A 23,432-nucleotide genomic window follows, 5' to 3' on the forward strand; every position below is an offset into this window, starting at 1 on the left:
GCCCGACGAGACTACCTCAGGAGCTGGAATCGAGCTACTGCTGCAGCGGCCGGCGGTCAAGGCTGCTTCGACGGTCGAAATTGATTCCCAAGAACTATGAGAAAGCGGGGGAATTCCATTCTCGGGCATTCCCCAGCGGCTGCTCACGTTGAAGATAGCGATCTTGATGAGTGATGCTGCCAGCCAGCGCCTTCCGGTCGCCCGATCAGCGCCCTCGTGAAGTGGACCCCATCCTTCGAACCACCTGACAGGTCATCTAAGCTCGGATCGGATCATCATCGGCGTCAGGCCGCCTGTTTCACTGGTTGTGGGAAGTACGCCTCATCCGGTGTTGCATCGTCCAATCCCTGATGGGGCCGCTCTTGGTTGTACCAGGCGAAGTAACGGCCCAGTTCCTGCTTCAGGTGGGCCCCGTCCTTGAAGGCCCTCAGGTAGACACACTCGTACTTCACGCTTCGCCAGAGCCGCTCCACGAAAATGTTGTCTCGGTAACAGCCCTTGCCGTCCATGCTGATGGTGACGCCGTGAGCCTCCAAGACGCCGGTAAAGGCCTGGCTGGTGAACTGGCACCCCTGATCCGTATTGAAGATCTCGGGCGCTCCGTGACGGGCCAGTGCCTCCTCCAGCGCATCCACACAGAAGTCCGTGTCCAGAGTGTTGGAGACCCGCCACGACAGGACACGGCGGCTATACCAGTCCATCACCACCATCAGGTACATGAACCCGCGTGCCAGCGGAATGTAGCTGATGTCGGTCGCCCACACCTGGTTCGGCCGGTCGATCGTCAGGCCGCGCAGCCGGTAGGGGTAGATCCGGTGGCCCTTGCCCGGCAGGCTGGTCCGTGGTCGCGGGTAGATGGCCTGGAGCCCCATCTGACGCATCAGGCGGCGGACCCGCTTGCGGTTGACCCGGTGCCCCAGCCGGTTGAGGTGGACGATCATCCGGCGGGATCCGTAGACCGGCGTCAGCAGATGCTGCTCATCGATCAGGCGCATCAGCACCAGATCCTCGGCCAGCCACTCGCGCTGCTGGTAGTACAGCGAGGAACGGCTGATGCCCAGCAGCTGACACTGCCGTCTCAGGCTCGGGGTTGCGGAAGATGGCGGCTCGATCATGGCCAGGCGCTGGGCCCGGCTCAACGATCGAGCCTGCGTGATAAAAATCGCGTTCCACCGTCAACTTACCGATCTCACGGTACAGAGTATCGATCTCCTCCTGGCTCTTCTGGGCGGCCTTGCCGCTGCTGCCCTCGAAGATGCCAGCGGCGTTGTCCAGCAGTTCACGTTTCCACTGGCTCACCATGGAGGGATGTAGCTCGAAGCGAGCTGCCAGCGCCGAGGTGGTCTCGTCGCCCTTCAGCGCAGCCAAGGCCACCTTGGCCTTGAACTCGTTGCTGTACTGCCGACGTTTCTTGCTCATGATCAGGGTCTCCTGGTCGGTCTGATCAGAGCTTAGCGCCTGGTCCGAATTTCGGGGACCACTTCACTTTCTCACGGACCCTATACCCCGAGCCTCATCCAGCCGCTGGGTGATATGCAGCACCGCCTCGAGCTCCGAGCAGCCCTGCTCGCGCATCACCCGCATGCGCTCGGCCTTCTCCTCACCCTCGGTGCCGGCCAGGGCCAGGTAGAGGCTGGGCGGAACCACCCGGAACAGCGCCTCCAGGCGACCTGACAGCACCACCCCCTCGGTGTATTTCTTGGAGACCTTGGTGGCGGAGGCCATCAGCTTGCGCTGGGTGGCGGTGAGTTCCTTGAAGCGGCTGACCTGCTCGATCTCGTCCGGGGGCATGTAGAGGCACAGCCAGAACTCGATCATGTTGAGCAGCTTGCGGGCGGCGTCCGGGAAGTCCTCGAGGTTCTGGGTAGCCATCCAGATCCAGTGGGAGAGCTTGCGGCCCATCTTGCCCACCTTGACCAGGTAGGGGCTGAGCAGCGGGTTGACGGTGAGCAGGTGGCACTCGTCGATGACCTGGACGATGGGCCGCCCGCTGTACTGATCGCGCTCGGCCAGGTTGGTGATCATGTTGGTCACGCTGATAACCGCCAGGGCGAGCTGGGCCTCGTAGCCCTCCCGGGCGAAATGGGCCAGGTCGATGATGGTCACGTCGCACTCGGGCCAGGCGGTGCCGGGGCGGTTGAAGACCTCGCCGTCGAAGCCGTCGCAGAACAGCCCCATAGCCTCCCCCATGTCATAGGCGCGGCGCTGCCGCTCCTCGGGGACCTCCGTATCGCGGGAGATCGTATAGAGCGCCTCGCGCACGTCCTGGGTCATGCAGTCACGTCCCTCTTCCCGGCAGCGCTCCGCCGCACGGTAGATGGCGTCGCGCACCATGCGCCGGTCGGCGCGGCGAAATTCGCGCTCCTCCTTGGGATCGCCGCCGGTGATCATCAGCCGGGCGGTGATCTCCATCTCCCCCAGCAGATCGCGCTCCTCGTCGGGCTGCTCCTCGTCCTCCTCCAAGGGAGCCTCCTCGAAGGGGTTGGCGTCCTCGACGTCTCGGGCGAGGCGCCGCTCCTCCACCTCGTTTTCCAGCAGCCTAGTGGCCGCCGCGAACGGCGGTAGCCTGGCCCCGCAGCCCGGAGAGAGCTTGACCTGGTTGACGCTCATCCCCTTTCGCTCGAAATACTGGCCCAGCAGCCCGAAGCTGTTGCCCACCTCGATGATGAAGAGCCGCGGGCGGTGCATGGCCATGACCTGGCTCAGCACGCCGTTCAGGGTGGCCGACTTGCCGGCACCGGTGGGGCCGAACACCAGCATGTGGGCGTTGGCCGAGCGGTCCTCGAGGCTCAGCGGATCGAAGCTGAAGGACTCGCCACCGCGGTTGAAGAAGGTCATCCCAGGGCGCCCGGTCCCGCGGCCGCGCCCGAACACCGGCGCCAGGTTGGCCAGGTGGTGGACGTAGTTGAACTGGGTATACCAGCGGTTCTTCCGGTCCTGCTCCGGGTCGAAGTTCATCGGAAGCCAGCGCAGATAGGTGTTCAGGCCTGCTACCTCGTCTTCGGGGTCCACCGGCGAGAGGTTGACCTGTAGCAGCTGAGTGGCCAGCGCCATACTGCGCTGCTGGAGATCCTGCTCGTCCTTGCCCATCAGAGTGAAGGCCAGGGTGCTCTGGTAGAGCTTGTGGTTCTGACCCAGGTAGCGGCGGGCGGTCTCGCAATCCTCGCGAACCTGGCGGGCCAGCACACTGTCGCCTACTGCCTTGCTGTGCAGGCGGTTGATGTGGTCCTCCAGGGGCTCCTGGGGCGTGGCCACGATGGTCAGTACCGCCTCGGTGCCCTCGGGCAGCTTGTCCATCAGGGCGTTGCTCGCCTGGCCGTCGGAACGTCGCACCTCACCGGTGAGGTGGCCCACCACCGGCGCTCGGCGCATCTCCTCCACCACTACACAGCACTGGGGCAGCCCATCGAACCACCAATACCCAGTCTCAACATCCCCCCGGGGAGAGTTGAAGAGCATTCCTTCGGCCAGGTCATAGTTCCAGGCCACCTCATCTGCATCCTCGGGGTAGTCGCACAGGGCATAGAAGCGCGCCGGATCATCGGGAACCAGCCGCGGATGGGGATTGAAGCGAGGTAGCAGCCAGCGGTGAAAGGCACGACCGTCGTAGCGCTCCAGGCGCAGGCCCGCACCGCTCAGGGCCGCGGCCAGCCGTTCATAGACCTGGTTCGCGGCCTGCTCGGGAGAGAGCCCTCGCTGGCGTTCCCCTGCCTTGCGTTTCTTGCCGAGCCAACGGTAGAGCACCAAGCGCGTGCGGCGGGTCTGCCCCCGCCAGCGGGTCTGGGTCACGCCGTCATCTTGGAACAGCCCGCCGGGCTTGGAGATGGCCTTGAGGTGGGCGGCCATGCTCGCCAGCCAGTCTTGGGTGAACTCGGTCTCCCGGGCTCGAGGCCGCACATAGTCGCGCATGCGCTCCAGGTCGGGGCGGGCATCGATCTCATCCTTGACGAAGAGCTGCACCACCCAGGGGTGCTGCTCGTACTCGGGCAGGCTGTCCTGAAAGGCGGCCTCGATCTGGTCGCGAATCGCTTCCAGGGACTCCGGCTCGCGCCCCTCGGTGGCGATGGGAAAGACCTCGGCTACCACCCCCACCGAGACGCCATCCTCGAGCAGGAAGCAGCCCGACTCGGGCAGGTACTCCACCCAGGGAAGGTAGTTGCTGAACGACGGTGCCCGGCGAAAGTGGGAGCGAAGCTCAGCGACGGAGGGCGCCTTGCCCCGGGGCAGAGCCAACGGCCGCCCCTGGATATCATGGCTCAGGGCAGCGATGGCATCGGGCTCGATCGACTGGGCCTCATAGTCTCGTGCCTGGGGCGGCGCCGAGAGCAGTTCATCCAGGCCCCGCGCTTGGTTACTGTCATCGGCCTTGGCGCTGCCGAATAGGCGATTCATCAACGCATCGAACTGGGACATCAGAGGGTCCTCCCGTCGACCCAGTCCGCGGTGGCTCGTGCACTCTCACCGGGCATGGCGTACTGGATGCGTTGGTAGAGGGGAAATACCGTCGAGTAGCCGGGTACCGGCACTTGCTCCGTACCTGCCAGGTGGGGAAAGACGTACATCACCAGGTCAGGGTTGGGCAGACGGCGGAACTGGCTGTAGATCTCGTTGCCCACATCGCGGCTGTAGCGCAGCTGCTCCGTGACCATGTCGTCACTCTTCAGCGGACGGCGCAGCTCGCTGCGCACATCCAGCAGGCGGCGCTCACCGGTGCTGTGGCCGGCCTGGTGCTGCCAGATCTCCATCATGGTGGTGTCGCCCACCGGCATCAGCTCCTCCTGGGAGGTCGCACACCCGGTCATCGTCAGGCTGGTGAACAAGGCCGCCATCGACATGGTGGCGCTACGGCAGATCGAGATTGGCCGCACTCGAGCGGTCATATCGCACCCTCCTTCCTTGGGTTTCATAGTCGATGGGCAGCTCACGCTCGATATGGATGGCGACCGGCTGCCCCGGCGGGACGTAAACGGCGTCGAAGGTTTGGCCGAAACGCTCCTGAACCCACTGGCGCACGTCCGACACACCGCCGGCCAGGGCCTGGCTGGCGGCATAGCGCCCCGAGTCGCCGGTCAAGCCACTCACCACTCCACCACTGTCCACACTGGTGGTGACCTCGTTCATCGCCATGGCATCGGCCCCGGCCTCGGCAGCGCCGAGGATGAAGCTGGTGAGCAGGAACTGCTGGGCATTGGTCTTACGGTCCCCGGGAATGCAAGGCAGGCCCCGCGGATCCGAGAGCCAGCCGAGGGTGGTGCGGCTCGATCCCTCATCCGAGTTGACGTCTTCAGGGGCCGGCAGGGTGCGCACGGTGCCGTCCTCGAAGACGAAGGTCATCGAATTGACTTGGCCGCGCACGCAGGAGAGGGTCCAGTCACCGGTGGCCGTGCCGCTGACAATGGCGCTCTCCACCTCAGGCAGGGTGATGCCATTGGCGGTGAGGTTCTCGCGGCCGATCACCACCTTGAACGGATAGGGGTCGTTGACCGTGCCATCGATCGGCACCCGGCCCAGCAACGCCGTCATGGCCACCGAGCCCATCAGGGTGGAGTTCTCCGGCAGGGTGTAGACCGGCTCCACGGTGGATTCATCGGGACGCCCCGTCACCCGGCTCTCCACCGCGCTGGTGGCACGCTGTGCCGACTCGCTCAGCTCTTCGGCGGCTTCGCCGAAGCGGGTCGGGAAGGTCATCTCGCCCCGCCCACGTTCGTCCTCTTGAGCATCCAGGGGCTCGACCCAGGTCAGCGCATGCTCCGAGCCAGGGCCCGAGTAGGATGTCCCATCGGGGCCACCGCCTCCCTCAAGGCCCAGGCCGATGGGCAGGTCATCATCACGCTGCCCATCCACCTGGCGGCGCAGCTGGTCCAGCTGACGCTGCAAGGTGCCCAGCATGGAGCTGTCCGGCTTGGACCGGGCGATCTCCTGACGCAGCCGTTCGCGCTCACGGCGCAGGGCCTCGTCGATGGCACCGTCCACGTCCTGGTGGCGACTCATCAACTGCTCGTTCTGATCACGCAGCGCCTGAGTTTCGGCCTGAGCCTGCTCCAGGTCACGGCGCATGGCCTGGACGTGCCCCACCAGGGTGGCCACGGTATCCCTCGGGGTATCGCCCTCGATGCCGAGCGCCTTCAGCTCGTCGTCATTCAATGTCAGCGTCGGGTCCGCCTCGGCCGTCTCGGTATCCGTGCCGGCATTGTCGCCGCTCAGGCCGCGGACCAGGATCAGCAGCACGATCACCAGCAGCGCCGGGACCAGCACCTTCAGCAGGGTATTGCTGCGCAGCGTCATGAGGTGCCCTCCTCGGTCTCCTCCATCGCCTCCAGCGGGATCAGCGCCCTGCCCAGACCGCGACGCCGAGTGACCAGGAAGACCGTGGTGGTGTCCTCCATGGAGCCCCGCGGGGCCAGGTAGGGGTGCATGAAGGTTGCCGAGTAGAAGTCCCCCTGCAGCCAGCGCGGATCCAGCTCGAAGGCTCGGCGCCGATCGTTGTTCTCGAGCTTCACCGCGGTGACCATCCAGCCATCGAGCCGCCAGGCGCCCAGGGGCGTGGCGGTCACCGGCAGTGACGGCAGCAGGGTACTCAGCGACTCGGGCAGCCGCATGGGGACGCGAGAGACGCCGCGCAGGGGCTCGATGGTGCGCTGCGGCGCATAGAGGGACTGGGCGGCATGCCGGGTCAGTAGCACCGGTACAGGCGTGGTGGACGCGCGCTGTGCAGCAGTGCCTGACGCTTGAGCCGACGATGGCGGGGTCGATACTGTCTTCGCCCCGCCGCTGCCCGAGGAAGAACTGGCCGTGGATGACTCTCGGCTATCCACCACCAGGATCTCCTCGCTACTAACGCCCTCCCCAGCCGACAGGTCCAGCAGCAGCACATCCCCGCTCTCCACGTCTTGCACGCGAACACGCTGGGTCTCGAAGGTCTCGAAGGCCTTCAGGTAGAGTACGCCCCCGGCGCTCTGTACGCGCAGTACCTCGGGATTGGCCAATGCCGGTGGCAGGCCCACGCGAACGTTGCGGTCCAGGGTGACAATCCGCTCCTCATCCACCGGCAGCGGTATCGCCAGCGGTCGACGTTCCCAGTGCATGACCTCCACCGCCAGCGCCTCACCGGCGAACACGGCGGTGACCAACCAGGCCAGCATCACACGCTTCATGAGGAGCCTCCTTGCTTCTCTGCATCTGGTACCGACAGCCGCTGTGGAATGCCATCGAAGCAGTCCACCTGCAGGCCCCAGGGGTTGCGCTGAGGGTCTACGTCGGCCCTCACCACCCGCAGCGGGTAGCGAATGAACAGATCGCGAACCGGCGTGCCGGCGTACTGTTCGTCGATGGCCATATCCAGGGTCACCACCCAGGCATCTCGGCTCAGCACCTCGACGGCACTGGCGCGATAGCCGCGCCCGGGAATCTCATAGATGCCGCGCACGCGCCCGGAGAGCTCTTGACGGCGGTTGCGGGTCTCGTAGTCGTTGTCCAGGTAGCGCTGGCAGGAGGGGGTGAGAAAGGGCGAGTAGGCCTGCAGGTTGCGTTGATAGTCGCTCTGGCCGTCGGAGGGCCAGCGGTTGATCTGCTGCCAGACGTAGAACCCGAAGGCGTAGACGCTCGAGGGGTCGACCTCCCACCAGGCGCGGGTGCTGCCGGAGCGCAGGTCGGGCGGATTGTGGATGGTTAGGTTCTCCGGGGCCGACTTCCAGCCCCACCACAGGCCGGCGCTCAGCAGGGCCAGCACCGCGATGACCAGGCGCAGGGTGGTGATATGGGCATCCCGGGCGCTCAGGGCGTGACGAAAGCGACTCATGGCCGTCCTCCCGGCTGGTAGCGCATCCGCCGCCGCGAGTAGGGGCCGGAGCGGGTGATCAGGGTCTCGCCGCCCCACAGGCGTATGCCTTGCCGGGCCAGGCGGAACTGAAGGCTGCGGTAGAGCCAGGAGGCGGGACGGCCGCGACGTAGCCGCCGCATCACGGCGCCACCGACGTAGAGCGCCATGCCGGCACAGGCAAACGCCACGGTCGGCACCATGGCGATGGCTCCCAGCAGCCAGGCGCCGATCGCGCCCGGAAGCAAGCCCGCGGCTACTCCGCCCAGAGCCATCATCCCAACCTCGTGCCCGGTCATGCCCCGAAACACCACCGGTGCGGCATTCAGACGGGTCGGCAGAAAGTCGAGACGATTGACCATCAGAGGATCTCCGCGGCCTTGGTCGCCAGCCAGATGATGGCCACGATCAGCACTACCCCCACGACGACCACTACGCCGAACTTCGACCACTCCCCGCGAACCCGTGCCTCGTTGAAGGTGGCGATGGATGCGATGGCGACGATGATGAATGCCACCGTGGCCAGGATGAGACCGCCAAGGGCGCCGAAATCGTAGAGGTAGTTCTGCAGCGTCTCGATCAGACCACCGCCTTCACCACGTGAGGGTGCCTCCATGGTGGGCAGCCCCTGCCCCATGGCCTGCGGCACTAGCCCCACCGCTGCCAAGGCGGCGAGTCCCCGTGTACGAGTACGAGAGAAGAGTGAACGCACGGTAGTCATAACGAGCTCCTTCTTGAGTAACGAATTGCTGAATGACGCAGGGTTCGAGGCCGGTGACCTCATAGGAAAATCCAGAACATCACCACGACCAGAAAGACGGCGCGCAGCGCGGCAAAGCCGAAGTCATCGCCGCTGACGCGCCCCTTGGCGTAGCCTCGATAGGAGGAGATGGCGCTCCAACACGCCCAGAGCAGCACCACGGTGCAGCCCACCCCGGCAATAAGGACTCCCAGGGGTGGCGCCTCGAAGCCGGCACCGGCGGCGAAGGCCTCCATTAGCGCAACTCCCGCAGGTAGTCCCCGGCGAGGGGCACCGGCTGGCGGGGCGGCAATCGAGGCGGTTCGAGTACGTCATCGATGCCCTTGTCCACGGCTTGGATATCCCGGCGCAGGCGCGGCACATCCAGGAAGACACGAGTGGTCTCAGGGTCGAACTCCCCAACGCGGCTCTCGAGCCGATCCACAATGCGCTGAATCTGGGCCAGCTGATCCTGGATCAGGGCCAGGTCCTGGCGGGCGATCTCATCGCGCACGCCGTCGCGGTCGTTGGCATAGGCGGAGTAGGTAGCGCCGAGTTGAGCGATCAGCAGCGTCAGAAGCAGGGGCGACAGGGCCCGTGGCAAGCGGCGAAACGTCATGGCAAGACAGTCCATCCGTTGGCTGGCATTGTCCTCATCCTGTCGCCCGCCAGGGTGCAGCGCAGCAGGAAACCATAAGCGCCGCACACCACGTTTATCTGTGACCGCTCAATTCCCTAGGCACGCAAGCAGCGGAGCCTGAACCGGCTCCGGACGATAGCGGCGAGGCCGCGGAAGGCCTGCGATGTGGAGTTTCAGAGGTACTTCTTGAAGCTTCCCGTGGCGATGCTGACCAGCAAGCCAAATAGGGCCGCGCAGGGCAGCAGGAAGGCGTTGGGATGAATGGCGAAGGGCACGCTCAGGTAGAACAGCCAGCCCACCACGAAGACCGGCGTGATGGCCCGCTTGGCATGGTGGTAGATGAAAGCGGACTCGCGCCCCGCACCGAAGCGGCGCAGGTCGCGGCGCACCAGGCCGTCGACGAAACCAACCAGGGCCGCCAAAGCAAAGAGCGGCGAGGTCAGCAGCAGAATGACCACGCGGGTCAGGGTCATCAGCGTGACGTAGAGCGCCGCCTGCACGTAGATATGCAGGGTGCCGAGCCAGCCTCCGTGATGGGCACTGGTCTCAAGCCAGGCCGCTATCCCGCTCCTCACGAACAGCCACTCGTGGGCGCTGGTGACGGCTCGGGTCGCCAGGGCGACCGGGTCCGAGACCAGCAGCGAGCGCGTGAAGTGGGTATCCAGTCGGGCCACTTCGGTTTCCAGGGTCTCCAGCGCATGCTGGGCCCCGGGCTGGCTCCACCACTGCCAGTGGATTCCCGCCCACTCGACCAGCACCGACATCAGCAGCGACACGACCAGCACCGCCATAATCTGAAATGGAAGCCCGAACAGCGTGGAGAACCAGCCGCGTCGAGTTTCCTGGGCACGTTCCGCCGTGGCCATCTCAGTGCACCCTGACTGGCGTCAGCGAGCAGAGCAGCGACCAGCGGCGATCGTGGTAGTGCAGGATCAGCCGCCCCTCATGAGGGTGCTCGCCCTGCTCCCATACCGGCGAAAGCCCCTTGCGATAGGCATGCTGGGTCAGCTCGACGCGGTCGATCCCGATGACCACGTAGTCGAGTAGCCCGAACAGGGCCTGAGGCAGCTCACTCAGGGAGCCGCTCTCCAGGGCAACACTGGAGACGATGGCGGTAACCGCGGCGTCATCCTTCACGGGCGCTGTCTCGAGGTTCATCACGATTCTCCATCTCTTGGGCCAGCGGCCACTCGTTGAGCAGCTGATCCTCAGCCTCCTCCCCCTGCCGGCGCGCCTTGGCCTCGCCTATGTCCCGCGCCTCCGCTCGAGCTTCTGTCCGCGCAGGCGGCGACTCCTGGGCATCGCGGGCCCGCATCGGGAGTTCAGCCCCTAGCTCGCCCAGCTCCAGGTTCACCGGCGGTGGCATCACCGCGGTCCACCACTGCTCGCCGGTGGTGTAGTCGCGCTTCATGCGCTCGGCGAGCTCGGCGATGCTGCCGGGGATGTCCTCGTGCCTGTCGAGCAGCGGCAAGGGCATGCGCACCTTCCAGAGCTGGCCGCCCTCGAGCAGGGCGAAGGCCTGCCCCTTGGGCAGCGAGACCACGTCCGCCGGCTCGATCATCGGCACCTGTACGGTGCTGATGCGGTCGCCGCCGGAGCTGGTGAAGTCGATGTCGTTGGCAATGTCGCTGGAGTCGGAGGCCATGCTGACCAGCATGCGGGTAGCCACGTTGACCTGGCGCAGCTGTCGGGTCAGCAGCTCGGCGGTCTTCTCCTCGCGTACCCGCAGCATCACCAGGTTGTTGAAGTTGCCGACCACCTGACCGGCCTTGGCGGCGTTGCCGATGCGTGCCTCGATGTCGGAGAGGGTCTGGGTGTAGGCGGTGACCTGGATGCCGGCGCCGCCCCCCTTGTTGATGAGCGGGATGAACTCGTCGCCCATCAGCTCGTTGAACTCGTCGCAGTGCAGGTTGATCGGTACCTTGCCCATGCGCTTGCCGTTCACCGCCGGCAGGCCGTCATCGATGCCGTGTTTGTAGATATGGCCGGCCACCGAGACCAGGTCGGCGAACATCGAATTGCCCACCGCCTGGGCCACCTCGAAATCAGACATGGCATCCAGGCCCACGTAGACGATGCCCCGTTTGCGGATGATCTGCTGCCAGTCGATGATCGGCCGGGGGTCTTCGATATCGTCATAGTCCGGCGAGAGCAACTCGGCGATACGCCCGGTGGTCAGCTTCTCCAGCAGCGGCAGAAGGCTCGCCACGATCTTGTCGAAGTAGGTTTTGTCGTAGCGCACGGCGCTGCGCAGCCCCTCGAGCACGGCGTCCACCACCTTGACCTGCTGCAGATACTGCTCGATGGCCACCACCCGCTTGTCGCGCCCCTGAAACTGGCGGGGGATGTTCTTGTCGTTGAGCTTGCCCTCGATGGTGGTGATGCGCTCCCAGGCGTGCTGGTCATGGCGCGTCAGGGTCTGCTGGGCATACTCGATCATCAGGCCATCGATGTTCACCACATCCGAGAGGATCTGATCGTAGGTGGGGCGCTGCCCCAGTGCATGACGGGCCCGGGCCACGATGTTGACGAAGCGCCAGGCGAACTCGCGGAAGGCGGCGCTGTTGCCCTCCCCGGAGAGCTGGCCGGCAAGCCGGGTGGCCACTTCCGAGATGCGCCCGAAGCGGCCCACGGCGTTGTAGCGCGCCGAGATATCTGGCCAGCCCAGATGGAAGACGTAGAACTCGTCGCCGCGGCCCGCCCGCTGAGCCTCGGCATACATGCGGATCATCAGGTCTGCATCGCCCTTGGGGTCGAAGGCGATCACCACGTCACCGCGATGGATGTCCTGGGTGATCAGGATCTCGGCGAGCCGGGTCTTGCCAACCCGGGTGGTGCCCTCCACCAGGGTGTGACCCACCCGCTCCCCGAGGGGCAAGTAGACATCGCGCTCCTTCCACTCCACGGCATGCAGTGCTGCCATGCCGCCCACCGGCGGCAGCGGGCGCACCGGATTCCAGGTCACATCCGCGGCGAGCAGTTTCACCAGCGGCCGACTGGTCCCATAGCGTTCCAGCCGATTCTCCAGCTCACGGGCCCAGCGGTAGGCTGGCCCCGGACGCAGATAGCGTTGCACGTGAGGCTGCTGGCTCTCATGGAGCCGTTGGGTGTGGCGCGCCTCCCACTTGAAGCCCTTGCCCATCCACAGCAGTCGCTGGCTGACCGGAATCTGCCGACTGCGCAGCGCGAAGCGCGGCAGGCGCTTCATGTTGCGACGGTAGCGAAGTACCAACCAGGCCTGTCGAACACGCCAAAGCCCGAAGGCGGCAAAGCCTGCCGCCATGCCATAGCCCACGCTGGGCGACAAGGCCAGCGACCAGGGCGCCATGACGCAGAGCACCGCACAGGCCAGGCAGACCAGGGCGGTATTGAGCTCTACCGCTGGGCGCAGTAGCGCCTCCAGGGGGTGTGTCTGGTTCATCGCGCGTCCTCTACTGCTCCAGCCCTTGAGACGTCACCAGCACCGGGTAGTGAGCAAGTCCCAGCCGGCCGGCCAGATCGTCCCCTGCCGTGGGCCGCAGCTCGAGCCCTGGCGCCGTCTCGCGCAAGCGCTGTAGCCCCTCGGGCGTGGCCACCTGAACGATCAGCCCCACGGCGTTAAGCTCGCTCAGGATCTCCCCGCGAGCCTCCAGCCAGCGCAGCGACAGCGGATCGTCTCCGACCAGGAAGAAAGGCGTCATGCGGCCGGGCAGCTCAAGCGGGCGAAAGCCAACCTCCCCGGGGGATAGCCGCTCGCTGCTCACCGGCAGCATATCCGCCTCCCCGAACGGCACCGGTGCCCGCGTGTCCGGCACATAGCCCTCCGCCTCCGGCACATTAGCCATGCCGATGGCAACAAAGTAGGGACGGGCCGGCTCACCGCCATGATCGGCGAGCACCTCCAGCACAGGGCGCCCAGACGATGACATTCGGGCCATGGTTTCTGCCTGGGCACTGGCGACAAGTAGCCCGAAGAGCCCAACCATCAGCAGAGATAACGCCCGGCAGCGACAGTCACGCATCAGCATCAAGATCTTCCTCCAGCGCAACCTCACTGCTCTCCTCCCGATACTCTTCAGGGGAGCCATGGGCATCTCCGTGGCAGTAGTCGACGGGCGGCTCGATTTCGCGGGGCTCCCGCCAGGCCAATGCCCCGCAGTAGGGGCAGCGATAGGGGGCAGAACAGGTCATTGATGGCATCTCCTTCAGTTGGCTGCCAGCTGCCGCTGGCGAGACGTGCTCAAGCGCTCGAGCTCTGCGGCAACGATGCGGCGATAGCGGGCCGCTGGCTCCCCGCCGGCGGGTCGGTGGTAGCGCCCGGCCGCCTGAACCCAGTCACCGGTGGCCTCGAAGTGGCCGCGCAGCAGCCGTGCCGCCTCCTCCAGATTGGCGTAGGGGTTGAGGGCATCGCAGGGATTCGAGAAGCGCTTGCCGGCGCCGAATAGCTGCGGCTGCCAGCGCACGTTAAGCTGGGCAATGCCCACGTCCACCAGGCGAGTCTCCTGGAGGGCCTGCATCAGGGCGCTGCAGGCCGCCCGGCGGGTTGCGAAGCGGAAGCCCTCCCCCGCCACGTTCAGCGTCCATGGCCAGGGACGGCGACCCGTCTTCAGGCTGACCACCGACTCAGTTGTCGCCACCGCATAGAGCACTTCAGGCGGGACGTGATGCAGGCTTGCTGCATCGAAATAGGCCGGAGGCACCGCTGCCGCCTTGGCCAGCGATGCCAGCACTGCCAGGCAACAACCTAGTGCCAGGCCCATCACCAGATGTGGACATGCTTTCCGCCCCATACTGACCGCCTCCCTCACCTGGGATAGACCTGGGGCAGCGACCCGACGGTGATACCCTGCTCTAGGTTCGGTTCGCCGTGGTTGAGGGTGATATCTCTTGCCCGCACGCGGGCAGCCGGCACGCCCACGCGGCGGGCCCAGTCGCGTATCACAGCGTCGTCGCCGTCGCTGTCGAGCACGAAGATGTCCATCTGGGCGCCCTGGGCCAGCAGCTCGCTGACGGTGCTGTCGCAGCGCTCGCACGCCTCGGCCGCCACATACACCGTCAGCCGCGCCTGCAGCGCACCCTCGTCGGTGAAGCGAAAGGCATTGCGTGGCCGCAGGGTGAACTCGTCCACCGGCATCTCATCGGGATAGAGGCGCTGCCAGGCCTCGTCGTAGGCCCGCTGGAATGCCAGCTCCCGCTCGGTGCGCTCGCGCTCCACTTCTACCAGCAGCTCCGCATAGCGGCGGCGCTCCTCGGCGCTGCGCGCCTCCACGCCCAGGGCAGTGATGGGGTCGAGGTTGGGCGACCAGATCCCTCGCGGCCCCTCCATCAGGGTCTCGTAGCGCTCCCAGTCGCGCTCGGTCAGCCTCCAGGCCTCGGCCCGCTGCGTGCGCGTGGTGGTGCGCTCGCTCTCGAGCAGCCGCTGGGCCTCCTGAATCACGGCGGAGGCATCGGGGCGATGCTCCATGGTGGACTGGGCAGTGGACTGGGCAGCGGCCTGGCTGGCCAGCAGCGCCACGGCAACGGTCACAGCGGGCAAAACAGCAGGTGCCATGGTGGTCATCGCAAGATCTCCGGTGGGCTCAGGGAATCTGGACGTCGACCGAGCGGCCGTTGCGGCTGAAGACGGCGTGGGTGCTGCGGATACTGGTCAGCTCCCAGCCATCCTGGCGATCCCCAACGCCAATCAGCCGGATATCGCGCAGGCTCGGCAGGCCGTTAGGCGAAACGCCAACGTAGGGGCGCCCGCCCCGGGACTCGACGCCGGTGACCTGGAACGGGGGCGACGGCGGGGCCGCTGGCCGCGGCGCCTGGCGGGCAGGTGCCGGGCGTGGTGCCGCCTGCCGGCTCTTCTCGAGGCGCTTCTCCAGCGTCTGGATCTGCTCGTTCTGGGCGGTGACGCGCAGGTTGAGCTCGCTATCCAGGTGGCTCAGCGTCTCGGATAGCTCGGCCAGGCGGGGCTCAAGCGGATCCCGCTGTTCCAGCTGCGCCTGTGCGGCGGTGATATCGGCGGCATTCTCCAGCCCGCGCTGCTCGGCTCGCTCGAGACGCTGGTCCAGCTCCGCCAGGTGCTGCTCCAGCACCGTCTGCTGCGATTCCACTCGGGCGAGCGCCTCCTCCAGGGGCACCACCGCCTGCTGAACCTGGGACTGCACCAGAGATTCCACCGGCACCTCCTCAGGCGCCGGCCTCAACAGCAGAGCCCCCGACACCACGGCACCGGCCAGGCTGACCGTCAGCAGACCGTAGAGGGTCTTCCTGCTGCCCTTCCCTGCCCCGAACTTGCGGCGACGCTGCGGCTCCGTCGGCTTGTGGTTGGGCGACAGCTCAGTAGGCTCACGCATCGCTCACCTCCGCCACTGCTTCGTTGCGCTCGTCACGGCTGTCGTCGCCGTGCCCCGGCGCATAGCGGATATCCCGCACCTGGTAGCAGACCTCTCTGGCGACAGGGTCGACCTCCAGCTCCCAGGCGTCGCCGCCCAGCACCTGAAGGGCTTCGCGCAGCGGCATCGGGCCCAGCCGGTAGTGGGCCGCCGGCAGCGGCTTGCGGTAGAGGGTGCGCTGAGCGGGGCCGGGCGCGGGGCAGAGCGAATAGCCGGTATGGCGCAGGGTGTGATGCAGCGCATCCTCCACAGTGGTGGTCATGGATGCCGGAATGCGCACGTCGATGGTCTGCTCCAGGAGGTAGCGCTGACCCAGCGAGGCCTGAGTGGCCACCAGCTGGTAACGCCCGGTGCGAATGACCTCAACGGAGGGCAGTTCGTCGCTGTAAATGTCCGGAGTCACGGCCTCGGTCGTCGGCGGGTTGGGGCCGGTGACCACGGCCCGATGCCGCTCGCCGTCCACGTCGAAGTACGGCAGCGAAAGCACCAGAGAGTCGGCGTTCGAGGGTTCAGGAGCCTGTTGCGGCTGATGCGCACAGCCCGCCAGCAGCGTGGTGGCGATCAGCGCAGCGGTCGAGAGGGTGGGAAGGTTGAGCATGCGTTGCCTCAAGGAGTCCATTCAATGGCGTTGAGGCAGGAGGTTCTCGGGTTTGCGGGGGCGGGTCGATTGGAAAGCGTAATCAGGCGGGGAAAGGAAAAACGCCCCGGAATGGGGCGTTCTTCGCAGGTTGGGAATCGTCAGTGCCTTGGCATGACGCTGAGCGCCTCGAGCTCTCGGCGCACATAGGGTCGATAGTAGTGGTCCAGAGCCAGCTGCAGCCGCACGCCTGCCGCCTGCTCGCGAAGCCAGCGCGCTGCGCTGACGTTGTCTGCCAGGGCAATCTCCTCCCTGGCCCGCTGCTCCAGTGCCTGCTCGCGCTCGCGTAGCGCAGACGCTTCCTGAACGGTGGGCGGCATGAGCCACTCGAAGGCACCCGTCGTAAAGCGTGCTGCTGCCACAAGGCGACCGTACCGGTCTCGCACCTCGGCGTGAGACAGCATGACCTCCGGGCCGATATGCGCCAGAAGGTCGGGCTCTGCATGGACGATCTCGGTGACCGTCGCAAAGCTGCCAGCGTCGATGACGGTTGTCTCCTCGAACCAGGGGTCCGAGGGAGCGGTATCGTCATACTCCCAGCGCGTGCCATGCACCGTGAGACGAAACTGCTCGCGCAGCACCGCCTCCCGAATCAGCGCACCTTCGACCGCATAGGGATTAGGGACAAAGTGTTCCATCGTGGTTCTCCCGTTCATAACAGCACCGGGGAGAACCTTCCCAGCGGGGAGGCATTTCCCCGGCTGGGTGGTGATGGGCAATGTGGTTAGTCGAGGGGCAGGCCTGGCCATTTACCCCCGTGAGTCAGGATGAGACGGATGCTGCCATCCGGGTCGTCGTGGCTGTACTCGCCCCAATAGCGGGCGCGGTAGTGAGCCTTGAGATCCATGCCCCGATCGATGCACTGCACGAAGGCGTACAGCCTCCCGGCACTCTCGCTCAGGATGTAGAAGCAGATCGGATCTCGCGGATCGTAGAGCAGTTGGTTAACTTCCACTCGCATTGTCTTCTCCAGCGGACTGTCATCGCCGAGAAGAACCTCCCCGACGGGGAGGTAAATCCCCGGCTGGGTAGGTTGATGGAAGCGCTGTGGATCAGTGCATGGCCGGCGAATCGAAGGAGCCGGCCGCTTCTCCCGCGTGGGCAGCGGCGTAGCCATTGCCGGCTTCAGACGGCTCCACTGAGGCAGCGGATCTGTCGTTGCCGGCAGTCTGCTCGTCGCGGCGGGGTGCCTGGTAAACCATCTCGCCGTTCACCTTTATCCAGCTGATGAACAGCAGGCGCGCCTTGAGACTGACGCCGGTCTGGCCCGCCTTGTCGCCTCTGGAGTAGACGAAGGTGTCCGTCCAGAGGTCGCCCAGCTTGAAGCCCACCAGCACCTTGCGACCTTGATACACCGCCTGACGGCAGCGTTTGACGAGCGCTTCGGCCTCACGGCCGCTGATCCGGCAGTCGAAGCGGGTATAGCCCACATCGTCCGCGGGGCCGTTCAGGGCGGCGATATCGCATGCCCAGAACGCGTCTCCACGCTTCGGCCTGACCTCTCGGATGCGGTTGAGATAGCCAAGGCCGGTGATATGCAGATCGAAGAAGCCAGTGGTGGCACTCTGGTGAGTGGAGTTCGTCATGGAGTGTCTCCTCGGTGGGTTGCGGTGTGCGCCCGGAAGACACTCGCCCCCCCCTCTGGGAAGTCGAGTGGCTTCCCGGGTGGGCAAGGGGTGGATTCAGACGCTGGCTCAGCCCATCAGCACGCAGTGGTGCCGAGCGCCCGCCAGGTGGGTGTGGCAGCAGTCGCAGGATGAGGTCGAGAACGCTTCGTCGTGCTCGCTATCGCCGACGACGAGGGTGTTCCCGTCGCGCTGCGCTGCGTAGATGGAATCACGCACCTCCCTTTCTCGGGCAGCAGCGCTCTCCTCATCCAGGAAGTGATCCAGCCCGGTGGCATCGTCGTTGGCGATGATCATCAGGCAGTCGTCACAGACCATGACATGGTCGTCGACAATCGTGGCCATGGGGTCTTCCTCCAGGTTCCAGGGGGTCCGCCCCCCTGGGGAGGCATCTCCCCGAATGGGTGGTAATCGCAGTGGCATCCAGCCCGAATGGGCGGCCTCGTCTCGGGATGCGCGAGGCCTTGGGTGACGGCGTACCGCCAAGCGGCGCACCCTTGAAACGCCTGGGTGCCTGGGGTGTCTCGGTTGGAACCGGTCGAGACCACCGGGCCGCCAGCGGCGGCACTTGCCCACTGGAAGGCTGCTCATTGCTTGGGCAGCGTCTCCTCGATATCCCCACTCGCAAGACGCGGCACGCCACGTCTTGGGATTGAAGACCATAGAGGGCATCAACAGGGTCGTCGCCGTATCGACAAGTACCAGGATGTCCGCCATGCAACTGGAGCCAAGGCATGTCCCTCGTTGCCATGCTTCGCTCACGGTGGCACCCGAATCTCTTCGCGGACGCATTCGGTCGATCAAGCACAGATCCCTGCACAAAGGGCTCCCGTTGGTGATGCGGCGGGCTCCGCAGAAGGGCAGGCGTTTCCAGCGTGGAAACGTCAACCGGCCTGGCTGCTACCCTGGATCAAGGTAGCCGGCAGGCCGGTCGTCGTATGAGATAGGTGGCCAACCAACCAAGTTGGCCTGGGACTAATGAACCTCGAACCCCGACTGTTGATGATGCAGTGTGAGCCGTATAGGCGGGATGGGGCGTATTCGTCTCGCGAGGTGCGAATACTTTGGGGGATTGAGCGTTGGCGCTCAAAGGGCGTTGCGTGATGACCGTCAGCAACCAACGGGGTACGGCTCTCATTATTGAGCCTACCCCTCTTAGGGTCAAGATGATGACGCTTTGCGCCGGCTGCCAGCGCCTTTTCCTGGCGTCTTGCTCTTCGACTGAGGCATCGTCACCGTGGACTCGCGCGCATGCTGCACCAGCTTCTCTACCATCCCGGCCTGACGGCCCATGAACTCCTGCAGCGCCAGGTGCCCTGCCGCGACGTCATCCAACGCCTGTTCCCAGAGCGCCGTCATGCCGGGATTGGTGATGACGGTAGGCAGCGCATCGATCAGCTTCTGGCCGGTCGGCGTCGAAACCAGGGCCCGATTCTGCCGCTTGATGAAGCCCCGCTTCAGCAAGGTCTCGATGATGCCGGCTCGCGTTGCCTCGGTGCCGATCCCTGCCGTCTCCTTGAGACGCGCCTTCAGGCGCTCGTCTGTCACGAACCGAGCGGCATGCTTCATGGCGGCGACCAGGGTGCCCTCGGTGAAGGGCTTGGGCGGTGTCGTTTGTTTGGCCAGCACCTCAAGCTGACGGGCCTGGCAGCACTCCCCCTCGCTCAGCGACGGCAGCGGGGGCGCTTCCCGCTCCTCGTCGCCGCCATCTCCAACCGCCGCCCGGGGAAAGAGTTCGCGCCACCCTTCCACACGCACCTGCCGCCCTGAGGCCACAAACGCTTCGCCCTCCAGGTCTACCCGCACCTCGGTCCGATCGTACTCGTGAGCCGGCAGAAACTGGGCCAGGTAGTGGCGACGAATCAGGTCGTAGACGTTGCGCTCGTCATCGCTCAACTTGGCCAGGTCGCAGGCCGCGGTCGGGATGATGCCGTGGTGGGCGGTAATCTTGCTGTCGTTCCAGACACGGCTCTTGCGGCTCGTGTCCAGCCGCTGGCGAAGCGGTGACAGCACCTCATCCGAGTGCAGCAGCATCGTCACGATGCGTTCGGCATCATCGCGCTGCGACTCCGGCAGATACCGACAGTCGGTTCGCGGGTAGCTGGTCGCCTTGTGGACTTCGTAGAGCGCCTGGGCGATATCCAATACCTGCTGGGCACCGTAACCAAAGCGGCGCGACGCCTCCTGCTGCAGCGATGAGAGATCCATCACCAGTGGCGCCGCCTCCTTCTTGCGGCTCGTCTCGAGGTGGCTGACACGCCCCTGCTGCCCGGTGACTCGCTGAGCCAATGACCGGGCGGCTTCCTCGCTGACGCAGCGCCCCGCGGCATCCTGGATCGAGGCATCACTCGGTTGCCACTTCGCCTGAAAGGTCCCGCCCGACGCCTGCAGATGCGCCACGACTTCCCAGAAGGGCTGGGGAACGAAGTAGGCAATCTCCCGGTCGCGATCCACAACCAGGCGCAGCGCAGGCGTCTGCACACGCTCCACCGAGAGTACTCCCTGATGGCCCTGTCGCTGGGCCAGCACCGTATAGGCCCGGGTCAGGTTCATCCCGACCAGCCAATCGGCCCGGCTACGCCCGAGCCCAGCCAGATATAGCGGGTAGGTCGCCTCGCCGGGCCTGATGCCGGCCAGGGCCTTGCGGATCGAGGCATCATCCAGGGCCGAGAGCCACAGGCGGGAGACCTTCCCCCGATAGCCGCAGTGATCCAAGATTTCGCGGGCGATGGTTTCCCCTTCCCGGTCGGCATCGGTGGCCACTACCACCTCGGTCGCCTGGCCCAGCAGCTTCTTCACGACACCGAACTGCTTGCGGCCGCTCTTCTTGATCTCCATCTTCCAGGTCGAAGGCAGAATTGGCAGCGCCTCCAGCGACCAGCGCTTGAGCGCCGGGTCGTACTGCTCCGGCGGGGCCTGCTCGAGCAGATGCCCGAACCCCCAGGTCACGACACACCCCTCGCCCTTCAGGAAGCCCTCGCTGCGCTGGCCGGCACCGATCACACGGGCAATATCTCGGGCCTGCGAAGGCTTCTCGCACAGGAATAGACGCATCGGCTCAACTCCCTCATGAATTTGAAGGCAGCATGGCAAGGAGATGGGGGCGAACGAAGAGAGAAAGGGAACGTTGGCAACGAGGCTTTGCGCTAACGGAGCGCCGCACGGAAACGCTCCTCGAGCGCCGCGCTCATGGCATCACCCGCGTGCCCGGCATTGAGCTGAACGTACCGGCATTCTCGGAGACCCGTTGGTTTGCGTCAGGCTACCAGCCCGCGGGGCGGGGATTAGCCCGCTGAGCCAACTCACTCATTGACTCGATGGCCGGCGCGATAGATTCAGCAAGGAGATATGGCGTCTGAACAGGGTCGCGAGCCGCTCGGCCCCGGGGTGGAGGGGCACGCCGCGCAGCTTGAGCAGGCCGATAGTATAGGCCGGAAAGGTGGCCAGGGTGTCGAAGCAGGCTAACCCACGGCCGGAAAGCGGATCGTCGACAAAGAACCGCGGGCCGAAGCCGATCAGATCAGTGCGTCGCATCAGCTCAACCATCATGATTGGAGAATCGCACTTTACCACCCGCTGCGAGATCGAGATGTCTTGAGCCTCGAGCCAGTCGATCAGCCGCTGTGCCGAGCTGCCGACCGCCAGGTTCAGCACCCAGCGCGCCTCAGCCATCTGGGACCAGTCGGTGGCACCCAGCAATGCGTGACCTTCACGCGCCATGGGTTCCGAGAGCAGCTCGGTCAGCGGTTCGAAGGTGATCTCGTGGGGTAGCTGATCCGCCTCGGCCACGGCGATGGCGAAGTCGATGCGTCCCTCCATTAGGCCCGGTAGCACCGTGCTCATCATGCCTTCCTCCAGGCTGAGGCTGGCATCAGGCTGCTCGCGCTCGAACTCCCGAAGCACGGCGGGCAGAGACGTGGTCGCGATTGCGGTGGTCACCGCCACCGTGACCTGCACGCCCGAGCCGCCGCGCAGCCAACGTATTTCATCCCTGGCCTTGTCCAGGGTGGAGAACGCCAGGCGCGCCCGTTTCAGTAGCACCTTGCCCGACGGTGTGAACTCGACGCCGCGGTAGCTGCGTATCAGCAGCTCCGATCCAAGGTCGGCCTCCAGTTCGCGCAGCGCGCGGGTCAGGGCGCTCTGACTCAGGTGCAGCGCCCTGGCGGCCCCTCGAATCGACCCTTCTTCGGCCACCTTCAGCAGGGCCCTCAAATGGTGGTTTTTCATCTCAAGTGAACACCTATGCGTGTCATCAAGTAGATTTTATCGTCTTTTCGATATCAGTCACCACTGACAACATCGGCTCTATTGACGCAAATTCCAATGCTAAGAGGCGAAGCCGATGACAGCCCATTCGACGATCACGCCAGATATCGACCAGATGCAGGCCTGCCGCCGCCATATCCATCAGCACCCTGAGCTCGGTTTCGAGGAGTTTGCCACCAGCCAGCTAGTGGCAGAGCGGCTGGAGGAGTGGGGCTATGAGGTTCACACCGGCATCGCCACTACCGGCGTGGTCGGCGTGCTGCGCTGGGGCGACAATTCGGGCCCGCGACTCGGCCTGCGCGCCGATATGGATGCCCTGCCCATCCAGGAGGAGACCGGCTTGCCCTGGGCCAGCCAGGTTCCCGGCAAGATGCACGCCTGCGGCCATGACGGCCACACCGCCATCCTACTGGGTGCTGCCGAGGCCTTGGCCCGCCAGCATCGCGAGCAGGGGCTGCCCGGCAGCGGCACCCTGAACCTGATCTTCCAGCCTGCTGAGGAGCTGGGTGGCGGTGGCGGGGCACTGTGCATGATCGAAGACGGCCTCTTCGAGCGCTTCCCCTGCGATTCCCTCTTTGCGCTGCACAATTTCCCCGGCAAGCCCGTGGGCCACCTGTGTTTCAGGGAGGGTGCCTTCATGGCTTCCTCGGACACGGTCACGCTGACCTTCATTGGCAAGGGCGGCCACGGGGCCCTGCCGCAGCTGGCCGCCGACCCCACTCTGCCAGCGGCTGCCACCGTGCTGGCACTGCAGAGCATCGTCGGGCGCAACGTCGATCCCAACCTCGTCTCGGTGATCAGCGTAGGCCGGATGCAGGCCGGCTCCAGCGCCAACGTCATTCCCAACAGCGCCGAGCTAGAGCTCAGCGTGCGTACCCTGGACCCCGAGGTGCGCGATACCCTCGAGCGCCGCATTCGCACCCTGGCCGAGTCCCAGGCAGAGTCCTTCGACTGCCGCTGCGAGATCGACTACGTGCGCGGTTATCCGGTGTTGATTAACGCCCCGGCCGAGACCCAGCTTGCCATCGACACCGCCCGAGAGATGTTCGGCGACGAGCGAGTCGAAGCGCCCACCGCGCCCCTTACCGGCAGCGAGGACTGCGCCTACTTTCTCGAGCAGGTGCCTGGCTGCTACTTCATCGTCGGCAACGGCGATAACGGCCACGACGAAGGGTTGCCCCTGGGACCATGCAGCGTGCACAACCCGCACTACGACTTCAACGATGACTGCATGGGACCCGCCGCCACCTTCCTGATGGGCCTGGTGTCCCGCTACTTCTCGCAGGGAACTTCCCGCTCCGAGTGATCCACAACCCACGACAACTCCAACGAGGTCGCACAGCGACCCAA

At 65.6% G+C, this 23,432-nt stretch carries 26 protein-coding genes; 1 reads left to right on the plus strand and 25 read right to left on the minus strand.

Annotated features, from left to right (window positions below; translation table 11 throughout):
* Nucleotides 1–284: 284 nt before the first annotated feature.
* The 25 genes from RM463_RS09820 to RM463_RS09940 form a co-directional block, all read right to left on the minus strand.
* A protein-coding gene (locus tag RM463_RS09820; protein WP_409230097.1) for an IS3 family transposase occupies nt 285–1,419 on the minus strand; the annotation gives its coding sequence in 2 pieces (ribosomal slippage) (nt 285–1,161 and nt 1,160–1,419; 1,137 coding nt in all).
* A gap of 63 nt (nt 1,420–1,482) precedes the next feature.
* Nucleotides 1,483–4,413 (minus strand): conjugative transfer ATPase, encoded by a 2,931-nt coding sequence (locus tag RM463_RS09825; RefSeq protein WP_311429885.1) that lies wholly within the window; start codon nt 4,411–4,413, stop codon nt 1,483–1,485.
* On the minus strand, nt 4,413–4,880 hold the full coding sequence (locus RM463_RS09830) for a TIGR03751 family conjugal transfer lipoprotein (protein ID WP_371931880.1): 468 nt from the start codon (nt 4,878–4,880) through the stop codon (nt 4,413–4,415). Before RM463_RS09830 ends, RM463_RS09825 begins: the two co-directional genes overlap by 1 nt.
* Nucleotides 4,843–6,285 carry a TIGR03752 family integrating conjugative element protein gene (locus RM463_RS09835; RefSeq protein ID WP_311429886.1) on the minus strand — a complete coding sequence of 481 codons (1,443 nt, stop codon included), beginning with the start codon at nt 6,283–6,285 and terminating at the stop codon, nt 4,843–4,845. The genes RM463_RS09830 and RM463_RS09835 overlap by 38 nt, the downstream gene beginning before the upstream one ends.
* Nucleotides 6,282–7,154 carry a TIGR03749 family integrating conjugative element protein gene (locus RM463_RS09840; protein ID WP_311429887.1) on the minus strand — a complete coding sequence of 291 codons (873 nt, stop codon included), beginning with the start codon at nt 7,152–7,154 and terminating at the stop codon, nt 6,282–6,284. Before RM463_RS09840 ends, RM463_RS09835 begins: the two co-directional genes overlap by 4 nt.
* A complete protein-coding gene (locus RM463_RS09845) occupies nt 7,151–7,798 on the minus strand; it encodes a PFL_4703 family integrating conjugative element protein (protein ID WP_311429888.1) in 648 nt (215 codons plus the stop codon). The genes RM463_RS09840 and RM463_RS09845 overlap by 4 nt, the downstream gene beginning before the upstream one ends.
* Nucleotides 7,795–8,178 (minus strand): TIGR03750 family conjugal transfer protein, encoded by a 384-nt coding sequence (locus tag RM463_RS09850; RefSeq protein ID WP_089689190.1) that lies wholly within the window; start codon nt 8,176–8,178, stop codon nt 7,795–7,797. The genes RM463_RS09845 and RM463_RS09850 overlap by 4 nt, the downstream gene beginning before the upstream one ends.
* On the minus strand, nt 8,178–8,537 hold the full coding sequence (locus RM463_RS09855; protein ID WP_089689191.1) for a TIGR03745 family integrating conjugative element membrane protein: 360 nt from the start codon (nt 8,535–8,537) through the stop codon (nt 8,178–8,180). The genes RM463_RS09850 and RM463_RS09855 overlap by 1 nt, the downstream gene beginning before the upstream one ends.
* A 59-nt stretch (nt 8,538–8,596) precedes the next feature.
* Nucleotides 8,597–8,812: a TIGR03758 family integrating conjugative element protein gene (locus RM463_RS09860; RefSeq protein WP_023005028.1), complete on the minus strand. Its 216-nt coding sequence runs from the start codon at nt 8,810–8,812 to the stop codon at nt 8,597–8,599.
* Nucleotides 8,812–9,174: an RAQPRD family integrative conjugative element protein gene (locus RM463_RS09865; protein WP_311429889.1), complete on the minus strand. Its 363-nt coding sequence runs from the start codon at nt 9,172–9,174 to the stop codon at nt 8,812–8,814. Before RM463_RS09865 ends, RM463_RS09860 begins: the two co-directional genes overlap by 1 nt.
* A gap of 194 nt (nt 9,175–9,368) precedes the next feature.
* Nucleotides 9,369–10,061: a TIGR03747 family integrating conjugative element membrane protein gene (locus RM463_RS09870; RefSeq protein WP_311429890.1), complete on the minus strand. Its 693-nt coding sequence runs from the start codon at nt 10,059–10,061 to the stop codon at nt 9,369–9,371.
* A gap of 1 nt (nt 10,062) precedes the next feature.
* The gene (locus RM463_RS09875; protein ID WP_311429891.1) at nt 10,063–10,353 is read right to left on the minus strand and encodes a hypothetical protein; all 291 of its coding nucleotides are present in this window, start codon (nt 10,351–10,353) and stop codon (nt 10,063–10,065) included.
* Nucleotides 10,322–12,616: a type IV conjugative transfer system coupling protein TraD gene (gene traD / locus RM463_RS09880; RefSeq protein WP_311429892.1), complete on the minus strand. Its 2,295-nt coding sequence runs from the start codon at nt 12,614–12,616 to the stop codon at nt 10,322–10,324. Before traD ends, RM463_RS09875 begins: the two co-directional genes overlap by 32 nt.
* A 10-nt stretch (nt 12,617–12,626) precedes the next feature.
* On the minus strand, nt 12,627–13,202 hold the full coding sequence (locus RM463_RS09885; protein ID WP_311429893.1) for an integrating conjugative element protein: 576 nt from the start codon (nt 13,200–13,202) through the stop codon (nt 12,627–12,629).
* Nucleotides 13,189–13,365 (minus strand): hypothetical protein, encoded by a 177-nt coding sequence (locus RM463_RS09890; protein WP_156940893.1) that lies wholly within the window; start codon nt 13,363–13,365, stop codon nt 13,189–13,191. Before RM463_RS09890 ends, RM463_RS09885 begins: the two co-directional genes overlap by 14 nt.
* A 14-nt stretch (nt 13,366–13,379) precedes the next feature.
* The gene (locus RM463_RS09895; RefSeq protein ID WP_311429894.1) at nt 13,380–13,964 is read right to left on the minus strand and encodes a transglycosylase SLT domain-containing protein; all 585 of its coding nucleotides are present in this window, start codon (nt 13,962–13,964) and stop codon (nt 13,380–13,382) included.
* Nucleotides 13,965–13,978: 14 nt separating this feature from the next.
* Nucleotides 13,979–14,734, minus strand: coding sequence for a TIGR03759 family integrating conjugative element protein (locus RM463_RS09900; RefSeq protein ID WP_311429895.1), 756 nt, complete (start codon nt 14,732–14,734; stop codon nt 13,979–13,981).
* Nucleotides 14,735–14,753: 19 nt separating this feature from the next.
* Entirely contained in the window at nt 14,754–15,515 is a 762-nt protein-coding gene (locus tag RM463_RS09905) for a hypothetical protein (protein ID WP_311429896.1), read from the minus strand.
* Nucleotides 15,508–16,152, minus strand: a complete 645-nt coding sequence (locus tag RM463_RS09910) for a PilL N-terminal domain-containing protein (RefSeq protein WP_165771600.1) — start codon at nt 16,150–16,152, stop codon at nt 15,508–15,510. The genes RM463_RS09905 and RM463_RS09910 overlap by 8 nt, the downstream gene beginning before the upstream one ends.
* A gap of 140 nt (nt 16,153–16,292) precedes the next feature.
* Nucleotides 16,293–16,829, minus strand: coding sequence for a hypothetical protein (locus RM463_RS09915; protein WP_096655003.1), 537 nt, complete (start codon nt 16,827–16,829; stop codon nt 16,293–16,295).
* An 86-nt stretch (nt 16,830–16,915) separates the two neighbouring features.
* Nucleotides 16,916–17,152: a hypothetical protein gene (locus RM463_RS09920; RefSeq protein WP_023005080.1), complete on the minus strand. Its 237-nt coding sequence runs from the start codon at nt 17,150–17,152 to the stop codon at nt 16,916–16,918.
* A gap of 91 nt (nt 17,153–17,243) precedes the next feature.
* Entirely contained in the window at nt 17,244–17,777 is a 534-nt protein-coding gene (locus RM463_RS09925) for an STY4534 family ICE replication protein (RefSeq protein WP_305497895.1), read from the minus strand.
* Nucleotides 17,778–17,885: 108 nt separating this feature from the next.
* Nucleotides 17,886–18,161, minus strand: coding sequence for a hypothetical protein (locus RM463_RS09930; protein WP_299313364.1), 276 nt, complete (start codon nt 18,159–18,161; stop codon nt 17,886–17,888).
* Nucleotides 18,162–18,977: 816 nt separating this feature from the next.
* Nucleotides 18,978–20,870, minus strand: coding sequence for a DNA topoisomerase III (locus RM463_RS09935; protein ID WP_311429897.1), 1,893 nt, complete (start codon nt 20,868–20,870; stop codon nt 18,978–18,980).
* 252 nt (nt 20,871–21,122) lie between these two features.
* The gene (locus RM463_RS09940; RefSeq protein WP_311429898.1) at nt 21,123–22,043 is read right to left on the minus strand and encodes a LysR substrate-binding domain-containing protein; all 921 of its coding nucleotides are present in this window, start codon (nt 22,041–22,043) and stop codon (nt 21,123–21,125) included.
* A 115-nt stretch (nt 22,044–22,158) separates the two neighbouring features.
* Between RM463_RS09940 and RM463_RS09945 the strand changes: the two genes are divergently transcribed.
* A complete protein-coding gene (locus RM463_RS09945; RefSeq protein WP_311429899.1) occupies nt 22,159–23,388 on the plus strand; it encodes a M20 aminoacylase family protein in 1,230 nt (409 codons plus the stop codon).
* Nucleotides 23,389–23,432 lie beyond the last annotated feature (44 nt).

The organism is Halomonas sp. LES1 (assembly GCF_031846005.1).
Lineage (GTDB): Bacteria > Pseudomonadota > Gammaproteobacteria > Pseudomonadales > Halomonadaceae > Halomonas.